Origin of the sequence: Caenispirillum bisanense, assembly GCF_039523075.1 — a bacterium.
In the GTDB taxonomy this organism is placed as follows: Bacteria; Pseudomonadota; Alphaproteobacteria; order Rhodospirillales; family Rhodospirillaceae; genus Caenispirillum; species Caenispirillum bisanense.
Genome location: NZ_BAAAEP010000002.1, coordinates 152,454 through 176,584 on the forward strand (window position 1 = coordinate 152,454; position 24,131 = coordinate 176,584).

Sequence of the window (24,131 nt, forward strand, 5' to 3'; positions counted from 1 at the left end):
ACCAGAACTTCGTCCAAGGGGCAAAGAAGACGCCATGAACATGGTCAGCAAGATCACCCAGAACACCGATCCGTTCTCCCTCGCCAAGGAACTGTCAGGCTTCCACCTGATCGACGGCGAGATGGTGCGCGCCGCCTCCGGCAAGACCTTCGACGTGGTCAACCCGGCCACCGGCGAAAAGGTGGGCGAGGCCGCCGCCGGCGATGCCGCCGACGTTGATCGCGCCGCCACTGCCGCCGCCCGCGCCCAGAAGGCGTGGAAGGCCATGCCGGCCCGCGAACGCGGCAAGCTGGTCACCGAATGCGGCCGCCGCCTGATGGAGCGGGTGGAGGAACTGGGCCGTCTGGTGGCGCTGGAAACCGGCAAGGCCCTGCGCACGGAAAGCCGTGTCGAGGCCTCGGTGCTGGCCGACGCCTTCGTGTTCTACGGCGGCCTGGCGAGCGAGCTGAAGGGCGAGACGGTGCCCTTCAACCCCGACATGCTGACAGTGACCGTGCGCGAGCCCATCGGCGTGGTCGGCGCCATCATCCCGTGGAACGTGCCGCTGATGCTGATGGCGCTGAAGGTGGCGCCGGCGCTGGTGGCCGGCAACACCGTCGTCGTCAAGTCGGCGGAAGAGGCGCCGCTGACCGTGCTGCGCGTCTGCCAGATCATGAACGAGGTGCTGCCGCCGGGCGTGTTCAACATCCTGTCCGGCTTCGGCCCGGAATGCGGCGCGCCCCTGGTGTCGCATCCGGCGGTCGGCAAGATCACCTTCACCGGCTCGGTCGAGACCGGCAAGATCGTCTCCAAGGCCGCCGCCGACAAGCTGATCCCGGTGACCCTGGAACTGGGCGGCAAGAGCCCGATGATCGTGTTCGCCGACGCCGATCTGGACAAGGCGGTGGCCGGTGCCGTCGCCGGCGTGCGCTTCACCCGCCAGGGCCAGAGCTGCACCGCCTCCAGCCGCATCTACGTCCATGCCGACATCCATGACGAGTTCGTCGCCCGCCTGAAGGCCAAGGCCGACGCCATGAAGATGGGCAACCCGCTGGACGAGTCGACCGACATCGGCACCATCATCTCCACCGACCAGCTGGAGAAAGTGCGCGGCTACATCCAGAAGGGCGTCGACGCCGGCGGCACCGCCAATCACTGCTCGCAGCTGCCGGACGACCCGGCCCTGAAGAAGGGCCTGTTCATCCAGCCGGTGATCTTCACCGACATCTCCGCCGACGCCCCGCCGAGCCGCGAGGAAATCTTCGGCCCGGTGACCTGCGTGTTCAAGTTCACCGACTACGAGGAAGTGATCGCCGCCGCCAACAACAGCGAGTACGGCCTTGCGGCGACCGTGTGGACGAATGATCTGAAGACGGCGATGGATGCCACCCGCCGCCTGGAAGCCGGCTTCGTGCAGGTGAACCAGAACCTGGTGGTGCAGCCCAACCTGTCCTACGGCGGCATCAAGCATTCGGGCCTGGGCAAGGAAGCCACCCTGGAAGCCATGCTGGAGCACTTCACCCACAAAAAGACCATCATCTTCAACATGAAGTAAGCTCCGGCCGACAGTCTGGATGAACAGGGCGTCCGGCTATGGCCGGGCGCCCTGTCTGCATTCGGAGGACCGAGCCATCACCCGCCGCCGAACCCGCCGCTGGCTGATCGCCGCGCCCATCACCCTGCTGCTGCTGGCGGTGGTCGCCGCCGGGGCGGTGTGGGGTGCCTTCCAGGCCTCCCGCCCGCAGGTGGACGGCACCCTCACCCTGCCCGGCCTGCAAGGGCCGGCGACGGTGGTGCGGGATCGCTGGGGCATTCCCACCATCACCGCCGGCACCACCGCCGACGCCTACTTCCTGCTCGGCTTCGTCCACGCCCAGGACCGCTTCCTGCAGATGGAGACCATGCGCCGCCTGGGCGCCGGCCGGCTGGCGGAGGTGCTGGGCGAACGCGCCCTGCCGACCGACCGCTGGGCCCGCACCCTCGGGCTCTACCGGCTCGCCACATCGACCCTGGCGGCGCTGGATGCGGAGACGCTGGCCGCCCTGGATGCCTATGCCGCCGGGGTCAATGCCTGGCTGGCCGACGATGGCCAATGGCTGCCGCCCGCCCTGCTCGCCCTCGGCGTCACGCCGGAGCCGTGGCGGCTCGCCGACAGCCTGGTGTGGCAGCGGCTGATGGCGCTGCGGCTGGCCGGCAACTGGCCGGACGAGATCCTGCGCCTGCGCCTGCTCGATGCCGGCCTGCCGGCGGAGCGGGTGGCGGCGCTGTGGCCGGAAGGCCCGCCGGGGGCGCCGGTAAGCCTGCCAGCCGCCGTGCGCGAGGCCGCGCTGCCGCCGCCTCCGCCCGCCGAGTTCACCCCCACCACCGCCTCCAACGCCTGGGTGCTGGCGCCGGAGCGCACCAGCACCGGCGGCGCCATCCTCGCCAACGACCCGCATCTGGGCTTCGAGGCGCCCATCCTGTGGTATCTGGCGACCGTGCAGACGCCGGAATGGGAACTGTCCGGCGCCACCGTGCCGGGGGTGCCGTTCCACCTCATCGGGCGCAACGCCAGCCTCGGCTGGGGCATCACCACCACCCACGCCGACACCATGGACCTGGTGGCGGAAACCCTGGCCGACGGAGCGGACTCGGACTACCTGACGCCGGACGGCCCGCGCCCCTTCCGTAGCCGCGACGACGTGATCGCCGTGCGCGGCGGCGACAGCGTCACCCTGACGGTGCGCGAGACGCGCCACGGGCCGGTGGTGTCCGACCTCGCCGCCTTCGCCGGCGCTCCCGCCGGGCCGCGGCAGGTGACGGCCCTGGCGGCGACCGCCCTGCGGCCGGAGGACCGCACCGCCGCCGGCCTCTACCACCTCAACCACGCCCGCGATGCCGCCGCCGCGCGGCAGGCCCTGCGCCTGTTCGAGGCGCCGGTGCAGAACATGGTCTATGCCGATGCCGACGGGCGCATCGGCATGGTCACCGCCGGGCTGATCCCGCTGCGCAGCCGGGGCGACGGCACCCTGCCGGTCGCCGGGGCCGACCTGGAGACCCTGTGGCACGGCTTCATCCCCTTCGAGGCGCTGCCGCAGTCCGAGTCGCCGCCCGGCGGGGTGCTGATGAACGCCAACAACCGGGTGGTGGACGACAGCTATCCCCACCTCATCGCCGCCACCTGGCCGGCGCCGTGGCGGGCCATGCGGGCGGAGTCGCTGCTGGCGGCCCACGACCGCCACGACATCGCCGGCAGCATCGCCATGCAGGTGGACACCCGCAGCGAGATGGCGCTGGCCCTGCTGCCGCTGCTGCTGGCGACGGTGGAGCCGACGCCGGCCACCGCCGAGGCCCGCCGCCTGCTCGCCGCCTGGGACTACCGCGAGACCGCGGACCGGCCGGAACCGCTGCTGTTTGCCACCTGGATGGCCCACATCGAACAGGCGCTGTTCGCCGAGGCGCTGGGCGACCTGTTCCCCCTGTGGCGGGGAGAGCGCGACCGTGTGCTGCTGGCCGCCCTGCAAGGGGACGGCGAGTGGTGCCGGGCCGGCTGCGGCGCCCCCCTGGCGGCGGCGCTGGAGGCGGCGGTGGCCGACCTCACCGCCCGCCACGGCAGCCGCATGGCCGACTGGCGCTGGGGCGAGGCGCACCGGGCCGAGCTGGTGAACCGCCTCTACGGCAGCCTGCCGGTGGTCGGCGCCCTCGCCCATCGCCGGCCGCCCATGGACGGCGGCGCCCACACCCTGCTGCGGGCCGGCTGGCGCGGCGGCGGCAGTGGCGCCCAGCCGTTCGAGGCGGTGCATGGCGCCGGCCTGCGGGCGGTGCTGGACCTGGCGGCGCCGGACAACTCCCGCTTCATCATCGCCACCGGCCAGTCGGAGAATCCCCTGTCGCCCCACTACGATGATCAAATGCCACTGTGGTTAAAAGGGGAATTACTGGATCTGGACGGAGAACCCGTTTCCGTGCTTCGATTCAACCATGACCGCTGATTCCTCCCGCGCCCCCGCCCCCGCGGCGGCTGCGGACGTGGCCGTCGCCGGCCCGGCCGCGCCCACCCTCGACGACATCCGCGCCGCCGCCGAGGCGCTTGCCGGCGCCGTGGTGCGCACGCCCACCGTCGATGCCATGGCGCTGTCGCGCCTGTGCAGCTGCGACCTGACGCTGAAGCTGGAGAACCTGCAGGTCACCGGCTCGTTCAAGGCCCGCGGCGCCCTCATCAAGCTGCTGACGCTGACCGCCGAGCAGCGGGCGCGCGGCGTGGTGGCCATGTCGGCCGGCAACCATGCCCAGGGGGTGGCCTACCACGCCGGACGCCTCGGCATTCCGGCCACCATCGTCATGCCGCTGGAAACCCCCTTCACCAAGGTACGCCTGACCGAGCAATGGGGCGCCACGGTGGTGCTGCATGGCGAGACGCTGGAAGGCGCCCGCGAGCACGCCCGCGTGCTGGCGCAGGAACACGGCCTGACCTTCGTCCACCCCTTCGACGACCCCGCCATCGTCGCCGGCCAGGGCACCGTGGGGCTGGAGATGATGGCCGACCGGCCGCCGCCGCAGGATGTGGTGGTGCCCATCGGCGGCGGCGGGCTGATGTCCGGCATCGCCACCGTCGTCAAGGCGCTGGCGCCGCAGACCCGCATCATTGGCGTGCAGGTGTCGACCTACGCCGGCTATGGCACCCACCGCGCCGGCGGCACCCCGCCGGGCGGCGGCCAGACGCTGGCGGAAGGCATCGCGGTCAAGGCGCCGGGCGCCCTCACCCTCGGCATCATGGACCGGCTGGTGGACGAGCTGGTGATCGTCGAGGAACCGGCCCTGGAACGGGCCGTGCAACTGCTGATGGAAGAACAGCATGTGGTGGCGGAAGGCGCCGGCGCGGCGCCCCTCGCTGCAGTGCTGAGCCGGCCGGAGCTGTTCGCCGGCCGCTCCGTCTGCCTGGTGCTGTCGGGCGGCAATATCGACAGCCAGCTGCTGGCATCCATCCTGCTGCGCGGCATGGCGCGGGCCGGCCGCATGGTGCGGCTGCGGGTGGAGATTCCCGACCGCCCGGGCGTGCTGGCGCGGGTGGCGGAGGTCATCGGCCGCGGCGGCGGCAACATCATCGAGATCTACCACCACCGCCTGTTCCTGGACGTGCCGCTGAAGCGCACCGACATCGACGCGGTGATCGAGGCGACCGACGCGCCGCATGTGCGCCGCATCATAGACCAGCTGATCGCCGCCGGCTTCCCGACTCGCCTGCTCAGCACCATGGGCCAGGACAGGTAGCGACCAGGCTCACCCCCACCCCCACCTCCGTGGCAGCCATGCATGCGCCGATCAGCCGATCGGCGTTTGCTGAAAGTCGTGCCGTCTTAACGGAAGATTAGGGCGCAGGTGTCAGGACTCTATGCGGGCATAGGCACCGCGGAAGTACAGCAGCGGCTGCCCGCCCGTCTGGTACTCCATGTGCTCGACCCTGCCGATGATGATCTCGTGGTCGCCGCCGTCGGCCACTCGCTCCGTCGAACATTCGAGCACCGCCAGGCAGTTGGGAAGCAGCGGCGCCCCGGTGGCGCCGGTGCGGCACTCGATGCCGGCGAACTTGTCGTCGCGGCGGCTGGCGAAGCGGATGGAAAGCTCGCGCTGGTCTTCGCGCAGGATGTTGACGGCGAAGGGACCGGTCCTGAAAACCTCAAGCCCTGTGGTGCGGCGGTCGAGGCAGAACAGGACCAGAGGTGGGGACAGGGACAGGGATGAGAAGGCGCTGACGGTCACGCCGACGGGCCGCCCGGCCGGATCGGTCGTGGTCATGACGGCCACGCCGCTGGCGAAGCAACCGAGGGCTTTTCTGAAGGACCGTTCGTCGATGCTCATCTGCCTGACCCGAGTATCCGTAACGAGAGCGGGGGCGCGACCTTGCCTCCGACCTAGCACGATTGCCGCAAGGGCGCAAAGGTGAGTTTCGCTTAACCCTCGGATGGATGAGACTTCCCTTTCGATCCAGGCCATCGCTATAATCTCGCCGCTCTTTGGTGCGCTGCGTCATGAGCAGGTAGTCGCTGGTTTTTCAGACGTATGACGCCGTTTCGGCAGAACGCCCGCAGGCAGTGACCGGACATTTAGGACCCTAGAATGCTCATCATCATCGGTTCGATCGTCGTCATCGTCAGCGTGCTGGGCGGCTATGCCGCCCACGGCGGCAACCTTGGGGTTCTGTGGCAGCCGTTCGAGTTCATCATCATCTTCGGCGCCGCCTTCGGCTCCTTCGTGATCGGCGCGCCCAAGCCGGTGCTGACCGGGTCGCTGAAGGCCATCGGGCCGATGCTGAAGGGGCCGAAGCACAACAAGGCCAGCTTTCTCGAACTGCTGTCGCTGCTGTATTCGGTGTTCAAGCTGGCCAAGACCAAGGGCGACCTGGCCCTTGAAAGCCATGTGGAAAAGCCCGACGACAGCCCCCTGTTCCAGCGCTTCCCCAAGTTCTCGGCCGACCACCACAACCTGGCCTTCCTGTGCGATTACCTCCGCCTGCTGACGCTGGGCACCAACAACGCCCACGAGGTCGAGGCCATCATCGACGCCGAGATCGAGGCCCACCACCACCACAACCACGAGATTTCCGGCAGCGTCATCACCATGGCGGACGGCATGCCGGCGCTGGGTATCGTCGCCGCGGTGCTGGGCGTCATCAACACCATGGGCTCGATCACCGAGCCGCCGGAGGTGCTGGGCCGCCTCATTGGCGCGGCGCTGGTCGGCACCTTCTCGGGCGTGCTGCTGTCCTACGGCTTCTTCGCGCCCTACGGCCGCGCCATGCAGGCGGTGTTCGACAACGAAACCCTTTACCTGCAGTGCATGAAGGCCGGGCTGCTGGCCCACATGCAGGGTTATGCCCCGCAGGTCTCCATCGAATTCGCCCGCAAGATCCTCCCGGACCATCTGCGCCCGACCTTCCAGGAACTGGAAGAAACCGTCACCAACCTGCCGACTGAATAACGGGACGAGAGACGGCGCTCGCGCCGGCCGAAGGAGCCGCGATGGCGGAAGACCGCAACGTCACAATCATCAAGCGCGTCAAGAAGGGCGGAGCCGCACACCACGGCGGCGCCTGGAAGGTGGCCTATGCCGACTTCGTGACCGCCATGATGGCGTTCTTCCTGCTGCTGTGGCTGCTGAACGCGGTGACCGAGGAACAGCTGCAGGGCGTTTCCAACTACTTCAGCCCCGCCACCGTGTCGCAGAGCCCGTCGGGCGCCGGCGGCATGCTGGGCGGCATGGTGGTGGGCGAAGGCGCCTCCACCAACCATGCCGGCTCGCCCATCCAGGTGATGCTGCCGCCGCCCACCGTCGGCCAGGGCGGCGAGGATTTCACCGACCCCAAGGAAGGCATGACCGACCGCGACATGGACGACGTGGTCTCCGGCTCCAAGGCGTCGAAGGAAGAGGAAGAGCGCCGCAAGGCCGAGGAACTGGGGAAGGTGGAGGACGAGTTGCGGGCGGCCATGGAGTCGGTGCCCGACCTCGCCAAGATGGCCCCCAACCTGGTGGTCGACCAGACGCCCGAAGGCCTGCGCATCCAGATCGTCGACAACGAAGGGCGCAGCATGTTCCCGCCCGGCGCCGCCGGCATGTACCCGCAGACCAAGGCGCTGCTGGAGATGGTGGCGCGGGTGATCCGCCGCCTGCCCTATGAGATCGCCGTCGACGGCCATACCGACGGCGTGCCCTTCGCCGACCAGGGCGGCTACGGCAACTGGGAACTGTCGGCCGACCGCGCCCTGGCGGCGCGCCGGGTGCTGGCCAACGCCGGCGTCAAGGACGATCAGGTGAACCGGGTGACCGGCAAGGCGTCGTCGGAACTGCTGGTGGAGAACGAGCCGGACAACCCGCGCAACCGCCGCATCAGCATCATCCTGCTGCGCGACCACCCGACGGAGGCGCCGGAGACCGACCCCATGGCCACCGGCGGCCGCATCCCCAGCATCATCCGCGGCCGCTGACGGCGGCCCGCGGGCGGCGCCGGTCCGTGGCCGGCATCGCCCCCCTGGCATTCAACCGCGCCACCCCCCAAGTCGTTGGTCGATGCGGGGGGCTTGGCAGACGAAAGCGCCATACCCCATAGTGATGCCTGGGGCCGCCGGCAGGTGCCGCCGGACCCGACGCAGGGAGCGGCTCACCCCTATGGTAATGGACCACCAGTCAGTCAAGCGGCCGCAGTTCTTCTTCACGACCGCCCCCATGCCCTGCCCCTACCTGCCCGGCCGCATGGAACGGAAGATCGTGACCGAGCTGACGCCGCCGGGCGCCGATGCGCTGCACGACGTGCTGTCGCGGGCCGGCTTCCGCCGCAGCCACTCCATCGCCTATGCCCCTGCCTGTTCCGGCTGCAATGCCTGCGTGCCGGTGCGCATCGTGGCGGCGGAGTTCACGCCCTCGCGCAATCACCGCAAGGTGTGGAACGCCAACACCGACCTCTCCGTCACCCCGGTTCCCGCCCGCGCCACGGCGGAGCAGTACGCCCTGTTCAGCCGCTATCAGGCGGAGCGCCACACCGGCAGCGACATGGCGCTGATGGGCTTCTACGACTACCGCTCCATGGTCGACGAAAGCCCCATCGACACCTGCCTGCTGGAATTCCGTGACGACGAGGGCGCCCTGCGCGCCGTATGCCTGACCGACCGCATGAGCGACGGCCTGTCGGCGGTCTACAGCTTCTACGACCCGCGTCTGGGCGACCGCAGCCTGGGCACCCACATGGTGCTGTGGCTGGTGCAGGAGGCGCGGCGGATGGGGCTGCCGTACATCTATCTCGGCTACTGGATCCGCGACAGCCGCAAGATGGCCTACAAGATCCGCTTCCGGCCGCTGGAAGGCTTCACCAGCCACGGCTGGCGGCCGATCGATGAAACGTTCGTGCCAGAGCCCTCGGCGGTCCGTTAGCAAAACCCGAGCCTCGCCGTTGCACATCTCTCGAAATGGCATATACTTCCGCAACTTGATTGCGCTTTCCGTCGCCCAGGGGACTTGAACGGCGGCTGCGGAATACCACCTTTGCCCGGCTGGGGCCGCGGCTGCGGTGGAGCAATCAGTTCAATCAATGCGTCCGAGAGGAAACTCCCTATGAAGCGTCGCGAATTCATCAAAGGCGTGGTGCCCGCTGCCGCCGGCCTTGCTGCTGCCTCCTCGCTTGCCGCTCCGGCCATTGCGCAGAACAAGCGCGAGCTGAAGATGGTCACCAGCTGGCCGAAGAACTTCCCGGGCATGGGCACCGGCGCCGAGCGCCTGGCGAAGCGCATCTCCGAGGCCACCGACGGCCAGATCACCGTGCGCGTGTTCTCCGCCGGCGAACTGGTGCCGGCGTTTGAGGTGTTCGACGCCGTTTCCTCCGGCACCGCCGAGATGTACCACAGCGCCGAGTACTACTGGCCCGGCAAGTCCCCCGCCTTCAACTTCTTCTCCGCCGTGCCGTTCGGCCTGACCGCGGCCGAGAACAACGCCTGGATCTACCACGGCGGCGGCCAGCAGGTGTGGGACGAGCTGTCGGCCAAGTTCAACGTCAAGGCCATGCTGGTCGGCAACACCGGCGTCCAGATGGGCGGCTGGTTCAACAAGGAAATCAATACGCTGGACGACCTGAAGGGTCTGAAGATGCGTATTCCGGGCCTCGGCGGCGAAGTGCTGCGCCGCCTCGGCGCCTCCACCCTGTCGCTGCCGGGCGGCGAGATCTACCCGGCGCTGCAGTCGGGCGCCATTGACGCCACCGAGTGGGTCGGCCCCTGGAACGACCTCGCCTTCGGCTTCTACAAGGTCGCCAAGTTCTACTACTACCCCGGCTTCCACGAGCCCGGCACCTCGTTCTCGGTCGGCTTCAACCTGGGCGTCTGGGACGGCTTCACCCCGGCCCAGAAGCAGATCATGCAGGCCTGCGCCGGCGCCGAGAACGACTACATGCTGGCCGAGTTCAACGCCCGCAACGGCGATGCGCTGAACACCCTGGTCACCAAGCACAACGTCCAGCTGAAGCGCTTCTCCGACGACGTCATGAAGGAAGTCGGCCGCGTGTCCGGCGAGACCATCGCCGAACTGGCCGCCGGCAATGCCGACGTGAAGAAGGTCTACGACAGCTTCATCGACTTCCGTACCAACGCCAAGGAATGGGCCAACCTGGCCGAGAACGCCTACTACCACGTCCGTAACCTGGACTACCCGTACACGAAGTAAGCCCGTCGCGGCTGACGCCGGCCTGCGCCCCTTCCGGGTGGCGCAGGCCGGTCTTTTTCCGAGTGCCGCGCTCGGCCACTATAAAAAGATCATCCCCCGGGGTAGACTGCGGCCGTCCGTCCAAGGACCCTTTCCACCGCCCTCCGCGAGAGTCCCACCGTGCAGGCATTGTATCTAGTGGCGCGGGCCATCGACCGCACCAACAGTATCACCGGCAAGATCATCGCCTGGCTGACGCTCGGCATGGTCCTGGTGCAGTTCGCCGTCGTCGTGCTGCGCTATGTCTTCGGCCTCGGCTTCATCTGGATGCAGGAGAGCATCCTGTACATGCACTCGCTGGTGTTCCTGGTGGGCGCCGGCTTCACGCTGCTGCGGGAGGGGCATGTGCGGGTGGACATTTTCTACCGCGGCGCCACCGGCCGCAAGAAGGCGCTGATCGACATCTGCGGCGTCGTGCTGCTGCTGATCCCCTTCTGCATCCTGGTCTGGCATGTGTCGCTGCCATACGTGATGAACTCGTGGGCGGTGCTGGAAGGCTCGCGCGAGACCAGCGGCATCCCCGGCATCTTCCTGCTGAAGACGCTGATCCTGGTGTTCACCGTTCTGGTCGGACTGCAGGGCCTTTCCCTGGCGATCAAGTCGCTGCTGGTGCTGGCGGGCCTGATCGACGATTCGGGTGATACCACCGTCCCCGCATCCGAACGTACCGGCGGAGCCCACTGACCATGGCGACCATGCTTGAAAAGGAAATCTTCGCCGGACTGATGTTCGTCGCCACCGTGGTGGTGCTGCTGTTCGGCTTCCCGGTGGCCTTCACGCTGGGCGGCGTCGCCCTGCTGTTCGGCATTCTCGGCTGGTTCTACGGCGCCTTCGACATGGCCTTCGTCGCCGCCATGCCGCAGCGCATCTACGGCAGCATGACCAACGACGTGCTGATCGCCGTGCCGCTGTTCGTGTTCATGGGCATCATGCTCGAACGCTCCAAGGTGGCGGAAGAGCTGCTGGAGAGCATGGGCAAGCTGTTCGGCCCCATGCGCGGCGGCCTCGGCATTTCGGTGACCATCGTCGGCGCCCTGCTGGCGGCCTCCACCGGCATCGTCGGCGCCACCGTGGTGACCATGGGCCTGCTGTCGCTGCCGACCATGATGCGCCGCGGCTATGACCCCAAGCTGGCCTGCGGCACCATCTGCGCCTCGGGCACGCTCGGGCAGATCATCCCGCCGTCCATTGTGCTGGTGCTGCTGGGCGACCAGATCTCCAACGCCTACCAGGATGCCCAGCGGTCGCTCGGCAACTGGTCGCCGGAGCCGGTGTCGGTAGGCGACCTGTTCGCCGGCGCGCTGATCCCCGGCGTCATGCTGGTGGGCCTCTACATCGTCTATCAGCTGATCATCGCCGTGGTGCGCCCCAACGCCAGCCCGGCCATTCCCGCCGACGAGCGGGTGGGCGCCGGCGGCTGGGGCACCCTGCTGCACGCCCTGATCCCGCCGGTGGTGCTGATCGTCGCCGTGCTCGGCTCCATCCTGGGCGGCGTCGCCACGCCGACCGAGGCGGCCGCCGTGGGCGCCATCGGCTCCATCCTGCTGGCCGGCCAGCGGCTGAGCAATGGCCCGGCGTGGTCGATCTATGCCTCCGCCGCGGCGCTGGTGGCGGTGCTGGTGCTGACCGCCTTCATGGACCTGCGCGTCGCTCGCAGCGTGATCCCGACCGCCGACATGGTGGGCATCGTGCTGGCCGCCGTGTTCTGCATCATCATCGCCTGGGGCCTGTTCTACAGCCTCTACAAGGTCTGGCAGTCGGGCACCCTGTCGGAGGTGATGACCTCCACCCTGTCGGTCACCAGCATGGTGTTCATCATCATCATCGGTGCCGGCCTGTTCTCGCTGGTGTTCCGCGGCTTCGGCGGCGACGACATGGTGCACGAGTTCCTCACCAACCTGCCGGGTGGCGTGTTCACCGCCATGCTGGTGGTGATGCTGGTGATGTTCGTGCTGGGCTTCTTCCTCGACTTCATCGAGATCGTCTTCGTGGTGGTGCCCATCGTCGGCCCCATCCTGCTGAAGATGGACATCCACCCGGTGTGGCTGGGCGTGATGATGGCGATGAACCTGCAGACGTCGTTCCTGACGCCGCCCTTCGGCTTCGCCCTCTTCTACCTGCGCGGCGTCGCCCCGCCGAGCGTCACCACCGGGCACATCTACAAGGGCATCATTCCCTTCGTGTTCATCCAGATCCTGGCGCTGACCATCCTGGCCGCCTTCCCGGAACTGGCCACCTGGCTGCCCAAGGTCATCTTCGGCTGACGGGCACCGCAGGCAGCACATGAAAAAGGGCCCCGGGGCAGAACGCCCCGGGGCCCTTTCTACGTCGCTCGCCTGCATCGACGTCAGTACCAGAAGATGCGCCCGGTGCGGCGGGTATAGGCCATGGCGTGCAGCACGGCGAGCCCGGCGAGGGATACGCTCACCCCCGCCAGCAGTCCGCCAGGCAGCGAGCCGAGGGCGGCATCCAGCAGCATGCCGAGCCCCTTGTCGGCCATCACCTCGCGGCAGGGGCCGGAGGCGCAGGGCAGCCGGCCGCTCCACGCTCCCCAGCCGAGCAGCCCCAGCAGGCCGAGGGCGCAGAGGGCGAACAGCCGGGCGCGCCGCTGGTCCCGCGCCGCCAGGGCGGCCAGATCGGCGGCATCGCGGCTGGTGCGGAAGGGGCCCGTCACCGCCGCCGCCTCAGCCGGAGAAGCGGCCGGAGCGCGGGAAACCGGCCGGCGGCAGCTTGCCGCCGGTGGCGCGCTTGCCGATCCACGGCGTCAGGTCGGTTTCCGTGCGGGTCTTCTCGCCCAGGCGCCACGACAGGCCCTCGGCGGCCTTGAACAGCATCACGTCGCGCAGGCCGCCGTCCTTGTACTTCTGCAGGATGACGCCGCGGCCGCGGGCCATCTCCGGCACCTCCTCCAGCGCGAAGACCAGCAGCTTGCGATTGTCGCCGACCACCGCGACGCTGTCCTGGCCTTCCTCCACCGGCAATACGTGGGTGGCGCGTTCCTTGTCGGCGACGTTGAGGATCTGCTTGCCGGCGCGGGTCTGGGCCACCACGTCGTCCTCGGCCACCAGGAACCCGCGGCCGCTGTCGGCGGCCACCAGCAGCTTGCGGCCGGGCACGTAGACCAGCATGGCGACGATGTCGCTGTCGTTGGGCAGGTCGACCATCAGGCGCACCGGCTCGCCGAAGCCGCGGCCGCGCGGCACGCGGTCGCCGGTGAGGGTGTAGAACCGCCCGTTGCTGCCGAGGATGAGGATCTTGTCCGTCGTCTGGGCATGCAGGGTCATCTTGAGGGCATCGCCCTCCTTGAACTTGGTGTCGTCGCCGGTGACGGCGCTGTGGCCCTTCACGGCGCGCAGCCAGCCCTTCTCCGACAGGATGAGGGTGATCGGCTCGCGCTCCACCAGCGCCTCCAGCGGCACCACCACGGCAGAGGGGGCGTCGCCGATCTCGGTGCGGCGGCGGCCGAGGGCGGTGTGCTGGCCGAACTTCTTCCTGGTTTCCTTCACCTGGTCGGCGATGGCCTTCCAGCGCAGGACCTCGTCGTTCAGCAGGGCGATGAGGCCCGCCTTCTCCGCCGACAGGCTGTCATGCTCGCGGCGGATTTCCATTTCCTCCAGCTTGCGCAGGGAGCGCAGGCGCATGTTGAGGATGGCTTCCGCCTGCACGTCGGTGAGGCCGAAGACGCGCATCAGCTCCTGCTTGGGCTCGTCCTCCTCGCGGATGATGCGGATCACCTCGTCAAGGTTGAGGTAGGCGACAAGGTAGCCTTCCAGCACCTCCAGACGGTGGTTGATCTTGTCCAGCCGGTGGCGGCTGCGGCGGACCAATACCTCGTGCCGGTGGTCGAGGAAGGCGCGCAGCACCTCCTTCAGCGACATGACGCGCGGCACGCCGTCGGCATCCAGCACGTTCATGTTGAGGCCGAAACGAATCTCCAGTTCGGTCTGCTTGAACAGGTGCTCCATCAGCACGTCGGGATCGACGGTGCGGGAGCGCGGCTCCAGCACGACGCGCACGTCCTCCGCCGACTCGTCGCGGACATCCCCCAGGATCGGCAGCTTCTTCTGCGTCACCAGCTCGGCGATGCGCTCGATCAGCTTGGACTTCTGCACCTGGTAGGGGATTTCGGTGATGACGATGTGCCACAGGCCATGGGAGAGCTTCTCCACCTCCCACTTCGCCCGCAGGCGGAAGCCGCCCCGGCCGGTGGCATAGGCCTCGCGGATGGCATCGGCCGTCTCCACCAGCACGCCGCCGGTGGGGAAGTCGGGCCCCTTCACATGGGCGAGCAGGTCGAGCGGTTCCGCGTCCGGCTTCTTGATGAGGTGCAGCAGGGCGTCGCACAGTTCGCCGGCGTTGTGCGGCGGGATGTTCGTCGCCATGCCGACGGCGATGCCGGCCGAGCCGTTGGCCAGCAGGTTGGGGAAGGCGGCCGGCAGCACCACCGGTTCCTCTTCCTCGCCGTCGTAGGTGGCGCGGAAGTCGACGGCATCCTCGTCCAGGCCGTCCAGCAGGGCGATGGCGACCTCGGTCAGGCGCGCCTCGGTGTATCGCATGGCGGCGGCATTATCGCCGTCGATGTTGCCGAAGTTGCCCTGCCCTTCCACCAGCGGATAGCGGACGGCAAACTCCTGCGCCAGTCGCACCATGGCCTCGTAGACGGCGCTGTCGCCGTGCGGGTGGTACTTACCGATGACGTCGCCGACTACGCGGGCGCACTTCTTGAAGCCGGCGTTGGGGTCGAGCTTCAGCTGCCGCATGGCGAACAGCAGGCGGCGGTGAACCGGCTTCAGGCCGTCGCGCACATCGGGCAGCGAACGCGACACGATGGTGGACAGGGCATAGGCGAGGTAGCGCTCGCTGAGCGCCTTCTCCAGCGGTTCGACGCGGATGTCCTCGGGTTTGGCAGGCTTGGTGCTCATCGGCGGCAGGATCTTCCCGATCACTCAAGGAATTGCGGCGCAAACTATAGGCTACGGGCGGGCCATGCGGTCAAGAAATCGTGCCCGCGCCGGCGGCAGCGGCCGGCCGAGGGCAGGAAACAGCCGGCGTTCCAGGAAGAAGCCGGCCAGCCGCAGGCCGTCGCGGATGGCGGCGGCGTCCGGCTCCGCCGTCTCGTCCAGCAGGAAGGCCGGCAGCGGCAGCAGGCGGTCGGCATAGGCGGCGCCGGCGGCCCGGCTGACCGCCCGCCCCGACCGCGGGCTGACCCAGGCCAGATCCTCCGTCGCCCCGGTGGCGGCGCAGGCCGACAGGTCGAGGCCGTAGCCCAGTTCGGCGATCAGCACCAGTTCCCACCGCACGTAAAGCGGCGCCCAGCCGCCGTCGCGGGCGAGCGCGTCGGTCAGCAGCCGCAGCCCCTCGAACAGCAGCGGATGCGGCTCGCGCTCCGGCAGGGCGGTTTCGCACAGGGCGCAGGCCGAGGACAGGCAGGCGAGCCGGGTGCGGTCGGCGAGCAGCGAGGCGGCGCCGGCGTCCAGCAGTTCGCCGGTGAAGGCGCCCAGCTGGTCCTCCAGCCGGCCGCGCCAGGTGACGTCCAGCCGGTTGCCGGGCTGCCACAGGCCGCGCCCGCCCTTGCCGGCGGCGCCGCGCACCAGCCCGCCGTGGCGGCCGCGGTCGCGGGTCAGCAGGTGGACGACGGCGCTGGTCTCGCCGTGGCGGCGGGCGGCCAGCACGATGCCCTCGTCCCGCCACTCCATGGCCTAGAACACGCCGAGGCCGATGGCGCCGAGCCCCAGCAGCATGGCGGCGAGGCCGCCGGTCATCAGCAGGGTGTCGGCGCCCTTCTGGGCCGGCGTCATCGGCTGGCGGCGGCGGGCCAACCGCTCGCGCAGGACGATGAGGGCGCCGAGCAGCAGCACCCCGAGGCCGAGGAACATGATGCCGGCAGCTAGGTGGTAGGGATCAAGGGTTCTGCCCATGGCGCGGCCCCTTCCCGGCGGCGGTCAGACGTCGAAATCCAGGCCCCACTCGGCGTAGCTGTCGCGCCGCTCGGCCCAGTCTTCCTTGACCTTGACGTGCAGGAACAGGTGAACCCGCCGCTCCAGCAGCGCCTCCAGTTCTTCACGTGCGGCGGCACCGATGGCCTTGATCTGGCGGCCCTGCTTGCCAAGCACGATGGACCGCTGGCTGTCGCGCATGACGAAGACGGTCTGGTCGATGCGCACCGACCCGTCCTTGCGCTCCTCCCACGCCTCGGTGTGGATGGTGACGGCGTAGGGCAGTTCCTGGTGCAGGTTGAGGAACAGCTTCTCGCGGGTGATCTCCGCCGCCAGCAGGCGCTGCGGCAGGTCGGAGATTTCGTCCTCGGGGAAGAGCCACGGGCTTTCCGGCACCCGCTTGGCCAGCGTCCGCACCAGATCCTTCACGCCGTCGCCGGTGAGGGCGGAGATCATGAAGACGTCGGTGAACACGCCGGTTTCGTAGAGAGACTGGGCCAGGGCCAGCAGGGTCGGACGCTCCACCGCATCGACCTTGTTGAGCACCAGGATGGCCTTCTTGTGCGCCTTTTCCAGCCCGTCGATGATGCGCCGCACGTCGTCGCTGAGGCCGCGCCGGCTGTCGACCATCAGCATCACCAGGTCGGCGTCATGGGCGCCGCTCCAGGCGGCGGAGACCATGGCGCGTTCCATGCGCTTCTTCGGCTCGAAGATGCCCGGCGTGTCGACGAAGATGAGCTGCGCCCGCCCCTTCATGGCAATGCCGCGCACGATGGAGCGGGTGGTCTGCACCTTCGGCGACACGATGGTCACCTTGGCGCCGACGATGGTGTTCACCAGGGTGGACTTGCCGGCGTTGGGCGCCCCGAGGACGGCGATGAAGCCGGCCCGCGTCGGCGCGTCGGGGTCTTCCTCGTCCTCTTCCTCGCCGTCGAGAGCGTCTTCGTCGTCGAAGTCGTCCTCGTCGTCGTCCCAGCCGCCGGCGATGTCGTTCTCGTCGAAGTCTTCGTCCTCGGGACGGCCGTCGGCGGCGGTGTCGATGTTCGTCATCCTTGCTTACTGACCCTGTCGATAAGCGCCTCGGCGGCCATCTGTTCCGCCTTGCGCTTGGATGTTCCGGTACCGGTGGCCGGCGCCACCCCGTCGACGGCCACCTCCACCACGAAATGCGGCTCGTGCGCCGGGCCGACGGTTTCCACCGTGCGATAGACCGGCAACGGCTTGCCCTGCCCCTGCGCCCATTCCTGCAGCGCCGTCTTGGCGTCCTTGGGCGGGCGCACCTCCGCTTCCATCAGCGGCGTGAAGCGGGTTTCCACGAAACGCCGCGCCGCGGCCAGGCCGCCGTCCAGATATAGGGCGCCGATCACCGCTTCGCAGATGTCGGCCTTCAGGCTGGCGGAGTTGCGGGCGCCCGCCTCCTCCTCCCCGCGCGACAGCGACACGTGGGCGCCGAGGCCGAGGCCGTCGGCCACCACCACCAGCGTTTCCTTGCGCACCAGCGCGGCGTGGCGGCGGGCGAGCTGGCCCTCCGCCTCCGCCGGGTAGCGCGACAGCAGCATGTCGGCGACGATCAGGCCGAGCACGCGGTCGCCCAGGAACTCCAGCCGCTCGTAGCCGACCGGGAACGGCCCGCCGGAGCTGCGGTGGGCCAGCGCCTCCGCCAGCAGCTGCGGATTGCTGAAGTGGTGACCGAGTCCCGCTTCCAAGCGGGCTCTGTCGGGTGTGGCGGCGGTCGCCATGGCATCAGCCCACCGACTCGAAGAAACGGGACCAGCGGATGGAGCCCGGCCACTTCCACACTTCCCACAGGCGGGCGGTGCCGTCGGTGGAGAAGAACAGGATTTCCGCCCGCCCGACCATGTTCTCGAACGGCACGAAGCCGACGTTGCCGCGGCTGTCGTCGGAATTGTCGCGGTTGTCGCCCATCATGAAGTAATGGCCGGCCGGCACCACGAATTCCCGCGTGTCGTCGGTGATGCGGTCGTCGCTCATCTCGATGATGCGGTGCTGGGCGCCGCCGGGCAGCGTCTCCACATACTGGGCGAAACGGCGGGTGTTGCCCATGGGATCGCGGTCGACGAAATCCTCGATGCGCTCGCGCGGCACCACCTCGCCGTTGATGTAGAGGCGGCCTTCACGCATCTGGATGCGCTCGCCGGGCAGGCCGATGACGCGCTTGATGTAGTCGGTCTTGTTGTCGCGCGGGAACTTGAACACGGCCACGTCTCCCCGTTCCGGCGGGCTCGCCAGCACCCGCCCGTCGATCGGCGCCAGGCCGAAGGGGAAGCTGTGCCGCGAGTAGCCGTAGGAATACTTGGAGACGAACAGATAGTCGCCGATCAGCAGGGACGGAATCATCGACCCTGAGGGAATGTTGAACGGCTCGAAGGCCACCGTCCGCACGACGACGGCGATCAGGACGGCGTAGATGACCGTGCGGATCGTCTCGCCGAAGCCGCCAGACTTCTTCTTATCGCTGAACAAGTGCCTTCACCTTGTTGATTAACAAAGCAATTTCAAGAATCACCCCACTCCACCCCCGGTCAGGATCAAACCCCTCCGGGCGGCCGAAGTCAAGGCATCGCGCCGTCAGCCCCGGTCGGCCGGCACGGCGGTGATGATGACCATGGCTTCGGCGATAGGATATTCGTCGGTGAGCGTCAAGTTGATCTGCGCCGTCATGCCGGGAGGAGTGATCTCCTTCAGCCGTTCGGCGGCCCCGCCGGTGAGCACCAGGGTGGGCTGGCCGGTGGGCAGGTTCACCACCCCCATGTCGCGCCAGTAGACCCCCTTGCGGAAGCCGGTGCCGAGCGCCTTCGACGCCGCTTCCTTGGCCGCATAGCGCTTGGCATAGGTGCCGGGGTACTGGCGGCCGGCGCCCTTGCGGCGTTCGGCCTTGGCGATTTCGGCATCGGTGAAGATGCGCCGGATGAACCGCTCGCCGAAGCGGTCGAGCGTCTGCTCGATGCGGCGGATGTCGATGAGGTCGGTGCCGAGGCCGAGGATCATCACGCTGTCGTCTCCTGCTGTCGCTGCCGCGCGCCGCCGCCGGGCCGGCTCAGTCGCCGCGCCCGCCGCCGCCGGCCGGCTGGCCGGTCAGGGCGGCGAGCCGCTCCAGCCGCCGCATGGCGCGCATGCGTTCATACGATGCCAGAACGCGCTTGATCGGCAGATAGAACACGAACCACACGATCACCGCCCACGGCAGCGAGCCGACGAACATCGGCCACCACACCGGCCACACGCTCTGCATCAGCAGGGTGCCGTCCAGGCTGACCACCCCCTGCCACAGGGCGTTGAACAGGTCGGCGAAATCCAGGTGGTGGACCGACTGGGCGCGGCCGCCGAGCAGGAAGTTGCCGGTGTGCCAGCTCGCCACCCAGATGAAGGGGAAGGTCCACGGGTTGCCCACCGCCGTGCCGATGGCGGAGGCGATGAGGTTGCCGCGCATCATCCAGGCGGCCATGGCGGCCAGCAGGAAGTGGAACCCGACCATGGGCAGGATCGACACCGCGGCGCCGCAGGCAAAGCCGGCCGCCACGGCGGCGGCGGAACCCTGCAGGCGCGACAGTTTCAGGGCATAGAGACGGCCCGACCGCCGCCACCCCAGGCGCGGCCAGAAGAAGTCCCGCAGCTTTCGGAAGAATGTCTTGGGGACGCGGCGCTTGAACATGGGGGGACGGTGGTCCTGACGGCGGCGAAGGTGAAGGGGACACGGCGGCTGCAGGATGCCTCAGCCGTCAGCGGTTGTCCCCCATCCCCGCCAACGCCTGTCATTGCCGCGCCCGTTCCACGGTATTCACCGCCGCATTGGCGCGAAGCGCGGCGATGATATTGGTCAGATGCTTAACATCCCGCACCTCGATGTCCATCAGCATGTCGAAGAAATCGGTGGTGCGGTTGAGAATTTTCAGATTCGTAATGTTCCCGAGGTTCTTCGCGATCACGGTGGACAGGGTGCCGAGGGTGCCCGGCTCGTTCGCCACCACCATCTTCACCCGCCCGATATGCGTGCGGGCGCCGCTTTCCCCTTCCCACGCCAGGTCCAGCCAGCGTTCCGGCTCGTCCGAGAACTGCTCCAGCTGGTCGCAGTCGATGGTGTGGATGGTGACGCCGCGCCCGGTGGTCACGATGCCGACGATCCGGTCGCCGGGCAAGGGGTGACAGCAGCGGGCGTAATGGACCGCCATGCCGGGGATCAGGCCCTTGATGTGCAGGGCGCCGGTGCCCTCGGGCTTGCGCTCGCGGTCCATGGGCCGGTGCTCGGCGGCCGAGGGCTGGGAGCGGCGGCGGCGGAAGAACGACACCACGTTCTCGATGCGCGACTGCTTGACGCCGGGATAGACCGCCGCCAGCACCTCCTGCGCCGTGTGGGTGCCCTCGCCCACCACGGCATAGAGGTCTTCCACCGAGTCGACCTTGAAGCGGCGCAGCACGCCCTCCAGGCCCTTTTCCGTCAGGTCGTAGCCTTCGTGCCGGAAGGCGCGGGTCAGCAGCTGGCGCCCCAGTTCCAGGTACTGGGCGCGGGCCTGGCTGCGGATGAAGCGGCGGATGCGGGCGCGGGCCTTGCCGGTGGCGACGAAGCGTTCCCACTCCGGCGACGGCGTCTGCGCCTTCGAGGTGATGATGTCGACCTGATCGCCGTTCTTCAGCACCGTGCGCAGCGGCACCATGCGGCCGTTGACCTTGGCGCCGACGCAGGTGTCGCCCACCTGGGTGTGGACGGCATAGGCGAAGTCCACCGGGCAGGCGCCTGACGGCAGGGCGATGAAGTCGCCCTTCGGGGTGAAGCAGAACACCTGGTCCTGGAACATCTCAAGCTTGGTGTGCTCAAGAAATTCCTCGGGGCCGGAGGCGTGCTCCAGGATTTCCAGCAGTTCGCGCAGCCAGCGGTACTGCCGCCCCTCCATGTTGGGCGAGCCGCCCTGCTTGTAGGACCAGTGCGCGGCGACGCCCAGCTCGGCGATCTCGTGCATCTCGCGGGTGCGGATCTGCACCTCGATGCGGTGCTTCTCCGGCCCGATGATGCCGGTGTGCAGCGACTTGTAGCCGTTGGGCTTGGGGGTCGAGATGTAGTCCTTGAACCGCCCCGGCACCATGGGATAGGAGCCATGGATGATGCCGAGCGCCCGGTAGCAGTCCTCGACATTGTTGACGATGACGCGGAAGGCCATGATGTCCGACAGCTGCTCGAACGCCACGTCCTTCATCTGCATCTTGCGCCAGATGCTGTAGGGGGTCTTTTCGCGCCCCGACAGTTCCACCTCGGTCAGGCCGTTCTCGGCCAGCACGCCGGTGAGTTCCGACAAGATGCGCTTGACCAGATCACCGCCCTGCTCGCGCAGGTACTTGAGGCGGGTCATGATGGACTCGCGGGCGTCGGGGTGCAGTTCCGCGAACGCCCGGTCCTCCAGCTCCATCTTCCAGGCGTCCATGCCGATGCGTTCGGCCAGGGGCGCGTAGATCTCCATGGTCTCGGCGGCGATGCGCTGCCGCTTTTCCGGCTTCTTGATGTAGTGGAGCGTGCGCATGTTGTGCAGGCGGTCGGCCAGCTTCACCAGCAGCACGCGGATGTCCTCCGACATGGCCAGCAGCAGCTTGCGGAAGTTCTCCGCCTGCTTGGCCGAGTCGGACGTCAGTTCGATGCGGGTGAGCTTGGTGACGCCGTCCACCAGCCGCGCCACCTGGATGCCGAAGAGCTTCTCGATCTCTTCCAGCGTCGCCGGGGTGTCTTCGATGGTGTCGTGCAGCAGCGCCGTGACGATGGAGGCGCTGTCCAGACGGTAGTCCGTCAGGATGCCGGCGACCTCCACCGGATGGGAGAAATAGGGGTCGCCGGAGGCCCGCAGCTGCGAGCCGTGCATCTTCATGGCATAGACGTAGGCCCGGTTGAGCAGGTCTTCGTCGGCCTGGGGATCATAGGAGCTGACACGCTCCACCAGTTCGAACTGGCGCATCATGGCGAATGAGCCTCCGCCGGGGCGGCGGCACCGGCATCACCGGCACCGCCGTCGAGGGGCTGGGCAGAAACCCGAAACGGGGGGCACCCCTCATGCGCCATCATCACCTCTCCGACCGGACTGTCAGAGTTCCTCGTCGGCTTCGTCCTCGCCCACACCTTCCGTGTCGTCGATGGCTTCCTCCACCCCCATGTCCTCGGCGGACAGGGCATCGGCTTCCTCGTCGAGGGTGGAGCTTTCCTCTTCGATCGACAGCGCGTCGGCGTCGATCTCTTCCAGGTCGGAGGCGGCGCCCAGTTCGCTCGCCAGCTGGCGGGCTTCCAGGTGCTCGAACTCGTCTTCCTCCAGCTCGTCCACTTCCACGTGGCGCTGCAGGCTCTGGATCACGCCGTTGCGCAGCGCGTCGGTCTGCACGGTGTCCTCGGCGATTTCACGCAGGGCGACGACCGGGTTCTTGTCGTTGTCGCGGTCGACGGTCAGCGGCGAACCGGCGGTGACGTCCCGCGACCGCTGGGCGGCCAGGAGCACCAGCTCGAAACGGTTGGGGACCTTGAGAACGCAATCTTCGACGGTAACGCGGGCCATCGAGCACTCCAGAACACAGAGACGGAAAGGAAGGACTATATATTGGGGGTGCGGGGTGAAAGCAAGGGATTATGCCGTCTTCACCCGCCCGGCGAGCGCTCCGGCAGCGGTTCGCAGGCGGCGATGTCGGCCGCCGGCAGGCCGGCGATGAGGCGGTCGAGCGGGTGGCCGTCGCGGGGGTCCGCCCAGTCCGGCGCCACGTCGCGCAGGGGCAGCAGGACGAAGGCGCGGTCCTGCAGGCGCGGGTGCGGCACCACCACGTTGCCGTCGCAGACCAAGGTGCCGTGGGCGATGAGGTCGAGGTCGAGCGGCCGCGGCGCGTTGGGCACGCTGCGCACCCGGCCGAACGCCTCCTCCACCGCATGCAGCAGGGCGAGCAGGGCCGGTGCCGACAGGTCCGTCTCCACCCGCGCCACGGCATTGACGTACCACGGCTGGTCAGACGGCGGCCAAGGCGGCGTACGGTAGAAGCGCGACAGCGCCGCCACCCGCACCCCGCGCGCCGCCACCTCCGCCAGCGCCGCTTCCAGGGTTTCGGCCGGTCCGCCGAAGCGGCTCGGCAGGTTGGCGCCCAGGGCGATGAGGATGGGGGCAGCGGACGTCAACGCAGCGGCTCCTTGAAACGTAGGGTGAATGGGGAGGTCCCGCCTTGCGGAGCGACCGGCGCGACCTTACCCTCTAGGCACGGTTGCGGTTGAACGACCGCCGCCGTGGTTCGCGGAATAATGGCGCGAGCCATGGACGATTGCATATTCCCGCCGCCCTGCGGGGCGGGCTCGTCGATTTGGCGACGAAATCATTTCAGAAGGACGCCGACAATGATCTTTTACCCGTCGGAACGCATAGCCTTGTTCATAGACGGCTCCAACCTTTACGCCGCCGCGCGGGCGTTGGGCTTCGACATCGATTACAAACGCCTGCTGGAGCTGTTCGCCGCCAAGGGGCGCATGATTCGCGCCTTCTACTATACGGCACTGGTGGAGGACCAGGAGTATTCCCCCATCCGGCCGCTGGTCGACTGGCTGGACTACAACGGCTACACCATGGTCACCAAGCCGACCAAGGAATTCACCGACGCCGCCGGCCGCCGCAAGATCAAGGGCAACATGGACATCGAGCTGGCCATCGACGTGATGGAGATGGCCGAGCATGTGGACCACATTGTGCTGTTCTCCGGCGACGGCGATTTCCGCCGGCTGGTGGAGGCGGTGCAGCGCAAGGGCGTGCGGGTGACGGTGGTGTCCACCGTGCGTTCCCAGCCGCCCATGGTGGCCGACGAACTGCGCCGGCAGGCCGACAATTTCGTCGAACTGCTGGACCTGGAACCGTCCATCAGCCGCGTGGTGCCGCACCGCCAGCCGCCCTCGCCCGCCGCCCCGCCGCCGCCGCCGCCGCCGACGGCATCCGGCAGCAGCACCGGCGGCCCGACGCAGGGCGACGGCTGACGGCC

Annotated in this window: 23 protein-coding genes; 10 read left to right on the top strand and 13 right to left on the bottom strand. The window is 68.4% G+C overall.

The genetic code is table 11. The features are described from left to right. Positions 1-34: 34 nt before the first annotated feature. The 3 genes from ABD056_RS02400 to ABD056_RS02410 are packed head-to-tail and all read left to right on the top strand — an operon-like array spanning position 35 to position 5,229. Complete coding sequence (locus tag ABD056_RS02400; protein WP_425544997.1) at positions 35-1,534, top strand: aldehyde dehydrogenase family protein; 1,500 nt, start codon at positions 35-37, stop codon at positions 1,532-1,534. Between the two features lie 19 nt (positions 1,535-1,553). Continuing rightward, positions 1,554-3,950: a penicillin acylase family protein gene (locus tag ABD056_RS02405; protein ID WP_343864045.1), complete on the top strand. Its 2,397-nt coding sequence runs from the start codon at positions 1,554-1,556 to the stop codon at positions 3,948-3,950. 37 nt (positions 3,951-3,987) lie between these two features. Next, positions 3,988-5,229, top strand: coding sequence for a threonine ammonia-lyase (locus ABD056_RS02410; protein ID WP_343864047.1), 1,242 nt, complete (start codon positions 3,988-3,990; stop codon positions 5,227-5,229). Between the two features lie 111 nt (positions 5,230-5,340). Here ABD056_RS02410 and ABD056_RS02415 read toward each other — a convergent pair whose 3' ends face one another. Next, positions 5,341-5,817, bottom strand: a complete 477-nt coding sequence (locus tag ABD056_RS02415; protein ID WP_343864049.1) for a flavin reductase family protein — start codon at positions 5,815-5,817, stop codon at positions 5,341-5,343. 258 nt (positions 5,818-6,075) lie between these two features. Here ABD056_RS02415 and motA point away from each other — a divergent pair, with 258 nt between their 5' ends. The 6 genes from motA to ABD056_RS02445 all read left to right on the top strand — a co-directional run bounded on the left by motA (position 6,076) and on the right by ABD056_RS02445 (position 12,464). Continuing rightward, positions 6,076-6,936: a flagellar motor stator protein MotA gene (gene motA, locus ABD056_RS02420; RefSeq protein ID WP_343864051.1), complete on the top strand. Its 861-nt coding sequence runs from the start codon at positions 6,076-6,078 to the stop codon at positions 6,934-6,936. 41 nt (positions 6,937-6,977) lie between these two features. Further along, on the top strand, positions 6,978-7,940 hold the full coding sequence (locus ABD056_RS02425; protein WP_343864053.1) for a flagellar motor protein MotB: 963 nt from the start codon (positions 6,978-6,980) through the stop codon (positions 7,938-7,940). Positions 7,941-8,127: 187 nt separating this feature from the next. Then, positions 8,128-8,880: an arginyltransferase gene (locus ABD056_RS02430; RefSeq protein ID WP_343864055.1), complete on the top strand. Its 753-nt coding sequence runs from the start codon at positions 8,128-8,130 to the stop codon at positions 8,878-8,880. A 180-nt stretch (positions 8,881-9,060) separates the two neighbouring features. Next, a complete protein-coding gene (locus ABD056_RS02435; RefSeq protein ID WP_343864057.1) occupies positions 9,061-10,161 on the top strand; it encodes a TRAP transporter substrate-binding protein in 1,101 nt (366 codons plus the stop codon). A gap of 159 nt (positions 10,162-10,320) precedes the next feature. Continuing rightward, positions 10,321-10,884, top strand: a complete 564-nt coding sequence (locus ABD056_RS02440; RefSeq protein ID WP_343864059.1) for a TRAP transporter small permease subunit — start codon at positions 10,321-10,323, stop codon at positions 10,882-10,884. Between the two features lie 2 nt (positions 10,885-10,886). Then, positions 10,887-12,464: a TRAP transporter large permease gene (locus ABD056_RS02445; protein WP_343864061.1), complete on the top strand. Its 1,578-nt coding sequence runs from the start codon at positions 10,887-10,889 to the stop codon at positions 12,462-12,464. Between the two features lie 83 nt (positions 12,465-12,547). On the opposite strand, the gene ABD056_RS02450 is transcribed toward ABD056_RS02445, so the two are convergent. The 12 genes from ABD056_RS02450 to folK all read right to left on the bottom strand — a co-directional run bounded on the left by ABD056_RS02450 (position 12,548) and on the right by folK (position 23,286). Beyond that, on the bottom strand, positions 12,548-12,874 hold the full coding sequence (locus ABD056_RS02450) for a hypothetical protein (protein ID WP_343864063.1): 327 nt from the start codon (positions 12,872-12,874) through the stop codon (positions 12,548-12,550). A 10-nt stretch (positions 12,875-12,884) separates the two neighbouring features. Then, positions 12,885-15,122 carry a DNA topoisomerase IV subunit A gene (parC, locus tag ABD056_RS02455; protein WP_343864065.1) on the bottom strand — a complete coding sequence of 746 codons (2,238 nt, stop codon included), beginning with the start codon at positions 15,120-15,122 and terminating at the stop codon, positions 12,885-12,887. Between the two features lie 51 nt (positions 15,123-15,173). Beyond that, positions 15,174-15,896 carry a DNA repair protein RecO gene (gene recO / locus ABD056_RS02460; protein ID WP_343864067.1) on the bottom strand — a complete coding sequence of 241 codons (723 nt, stop codon included), beginning with the start codon at positions 15,894-15,896 and terminating at the stop codon, positions 15,174-15,176. 3 nt (positions 15,897-15,899) lie between these two features. After that, a complete protein-coding gene (locus tag ABD056_RS02465; protein WP_343864069.1) occupies positions 15,900-16,118 on the bottom strand; it encodes a hypothetical protein in 219 nt (72 codons plus the stop codon). A 24-nt stretch (positions 16,119-16,142) separates the two neighbouring features. After that, positions 16,143-17,186 carry a GTPase Era gene (gene era / locus ABD056_RS02470; protein WP_343864071.1) on the bottom strand — a complete coding sequence of 348 codons (1,044 nt, stop codon included), beginning with the start codon at positions 17,184-17,186 and terminating at the stop codon, positions 16,143-16,145. Next, positions 17,183-17,875 carry a ribonuclease III gene (gene rnc / locus ABD056_RS02475; protein ID WP_425544998.1) on the bottom strand — a complete coding sequence of 231 codons (693 nt, stop codon included), beginning with the start codon at positions 17,873-17,875 and terminating at the stop codon, positions 17,183-17,185. The genes era and rnc overlap by 4 nt, the downstream gene beginning before the upstream one ends. Before the next feature lie 4 nt (positions 17,876-17,879). Then, complete coding sequence (gene lepB, locus ABD056_RS02480; RefSeq protein ID WP_343864075.1) at positions 17,880-18,620, bottom strand: signal peptidase I; 741 nt, start codon at positions 18,618-18,620, stop codon at positions 17,880-17,882. 105 nt (positions 18,621-18,725) lie between these two features. Next, entirely contained in the window at positions 18,726-19,145 is a 420-nt protein-coding gene (gene acpS / locus ABD056_RS02485) for a holo-ACP synthase (RefSeq protein WP_343864188.1), read from the bottom strand. Positions 19,146-19,194: 49 nt separating this feature from the next. Beyond that, on the bottom strand, positions 19,195-19,809 hold the full coding sequence (locus ABD056_RS02490) for a DUF2062 domain-containing protein (protein ID WP_343864077.1): 615 nt from the start codon (positions 19,807-19,809) through the stop codon (positions 19,195-19,197). A 100-nt stretch (positions 19,810-19,909) separates the two neighbouring features. Continuing rightward, positions 19,910-22,096 (bottom strand): RelA/SpoT family protein, encoded by a 2,187-nt coding sequence (locus ABD056_RS02495; RefSeq protein ID WP_343864078.1) that lies wholly within the window; start codon positions 22,094-22,096, stop codon positions 19,910-19,912. 123 nt (positions 22,097-22,219) lie between these two features. Continuing rightward, positions 22,220-22,681: a DNA-directed RNA polymerase subunit omega gene (gene rpoZ / locus ABD056_RS02500; RefSeq protein ID WP_343864079.1), complete on the bottom strand. Its 462-nt coding sequence runs from the start codon at positions 22,679-22,681 to the stop codon at positions 22,220-22,222. 80 nt (positions 22,682-22,761) lie between these two features. Continuing rightward, positions 22,762-23,286, bottom strand: coding sequence for a 2-amino-4-hydroxy-6-hydroxymethyldihydropteridine diphosphokinase (folK, locus tag ABD056_RS02505; RefSeq protein WP_343864080.1), 525 nt, complete (start codon positions 23,284-23,286; stop codon positions 22,762-22,764). A 213-nt stretch (positions 23,287-23,499) separates the two neighbouring features. On the opposite strand from folK, the gene ABD056_RS02510 reads away from it, so the two are divergent. Then, positions 23,500-24,126 (top strand): LabA-like NYN domain-containing protein, encoded by a 627-nt coding sequence (locus ABD056_RS02510; protein ID WP_343864081.1) that lies wholly within the window; start codon positions 23,500-23,502, stop codon positions 24,124-24,126. Positions 24,127-24,131: the final 5 nt, after the last annotated feature.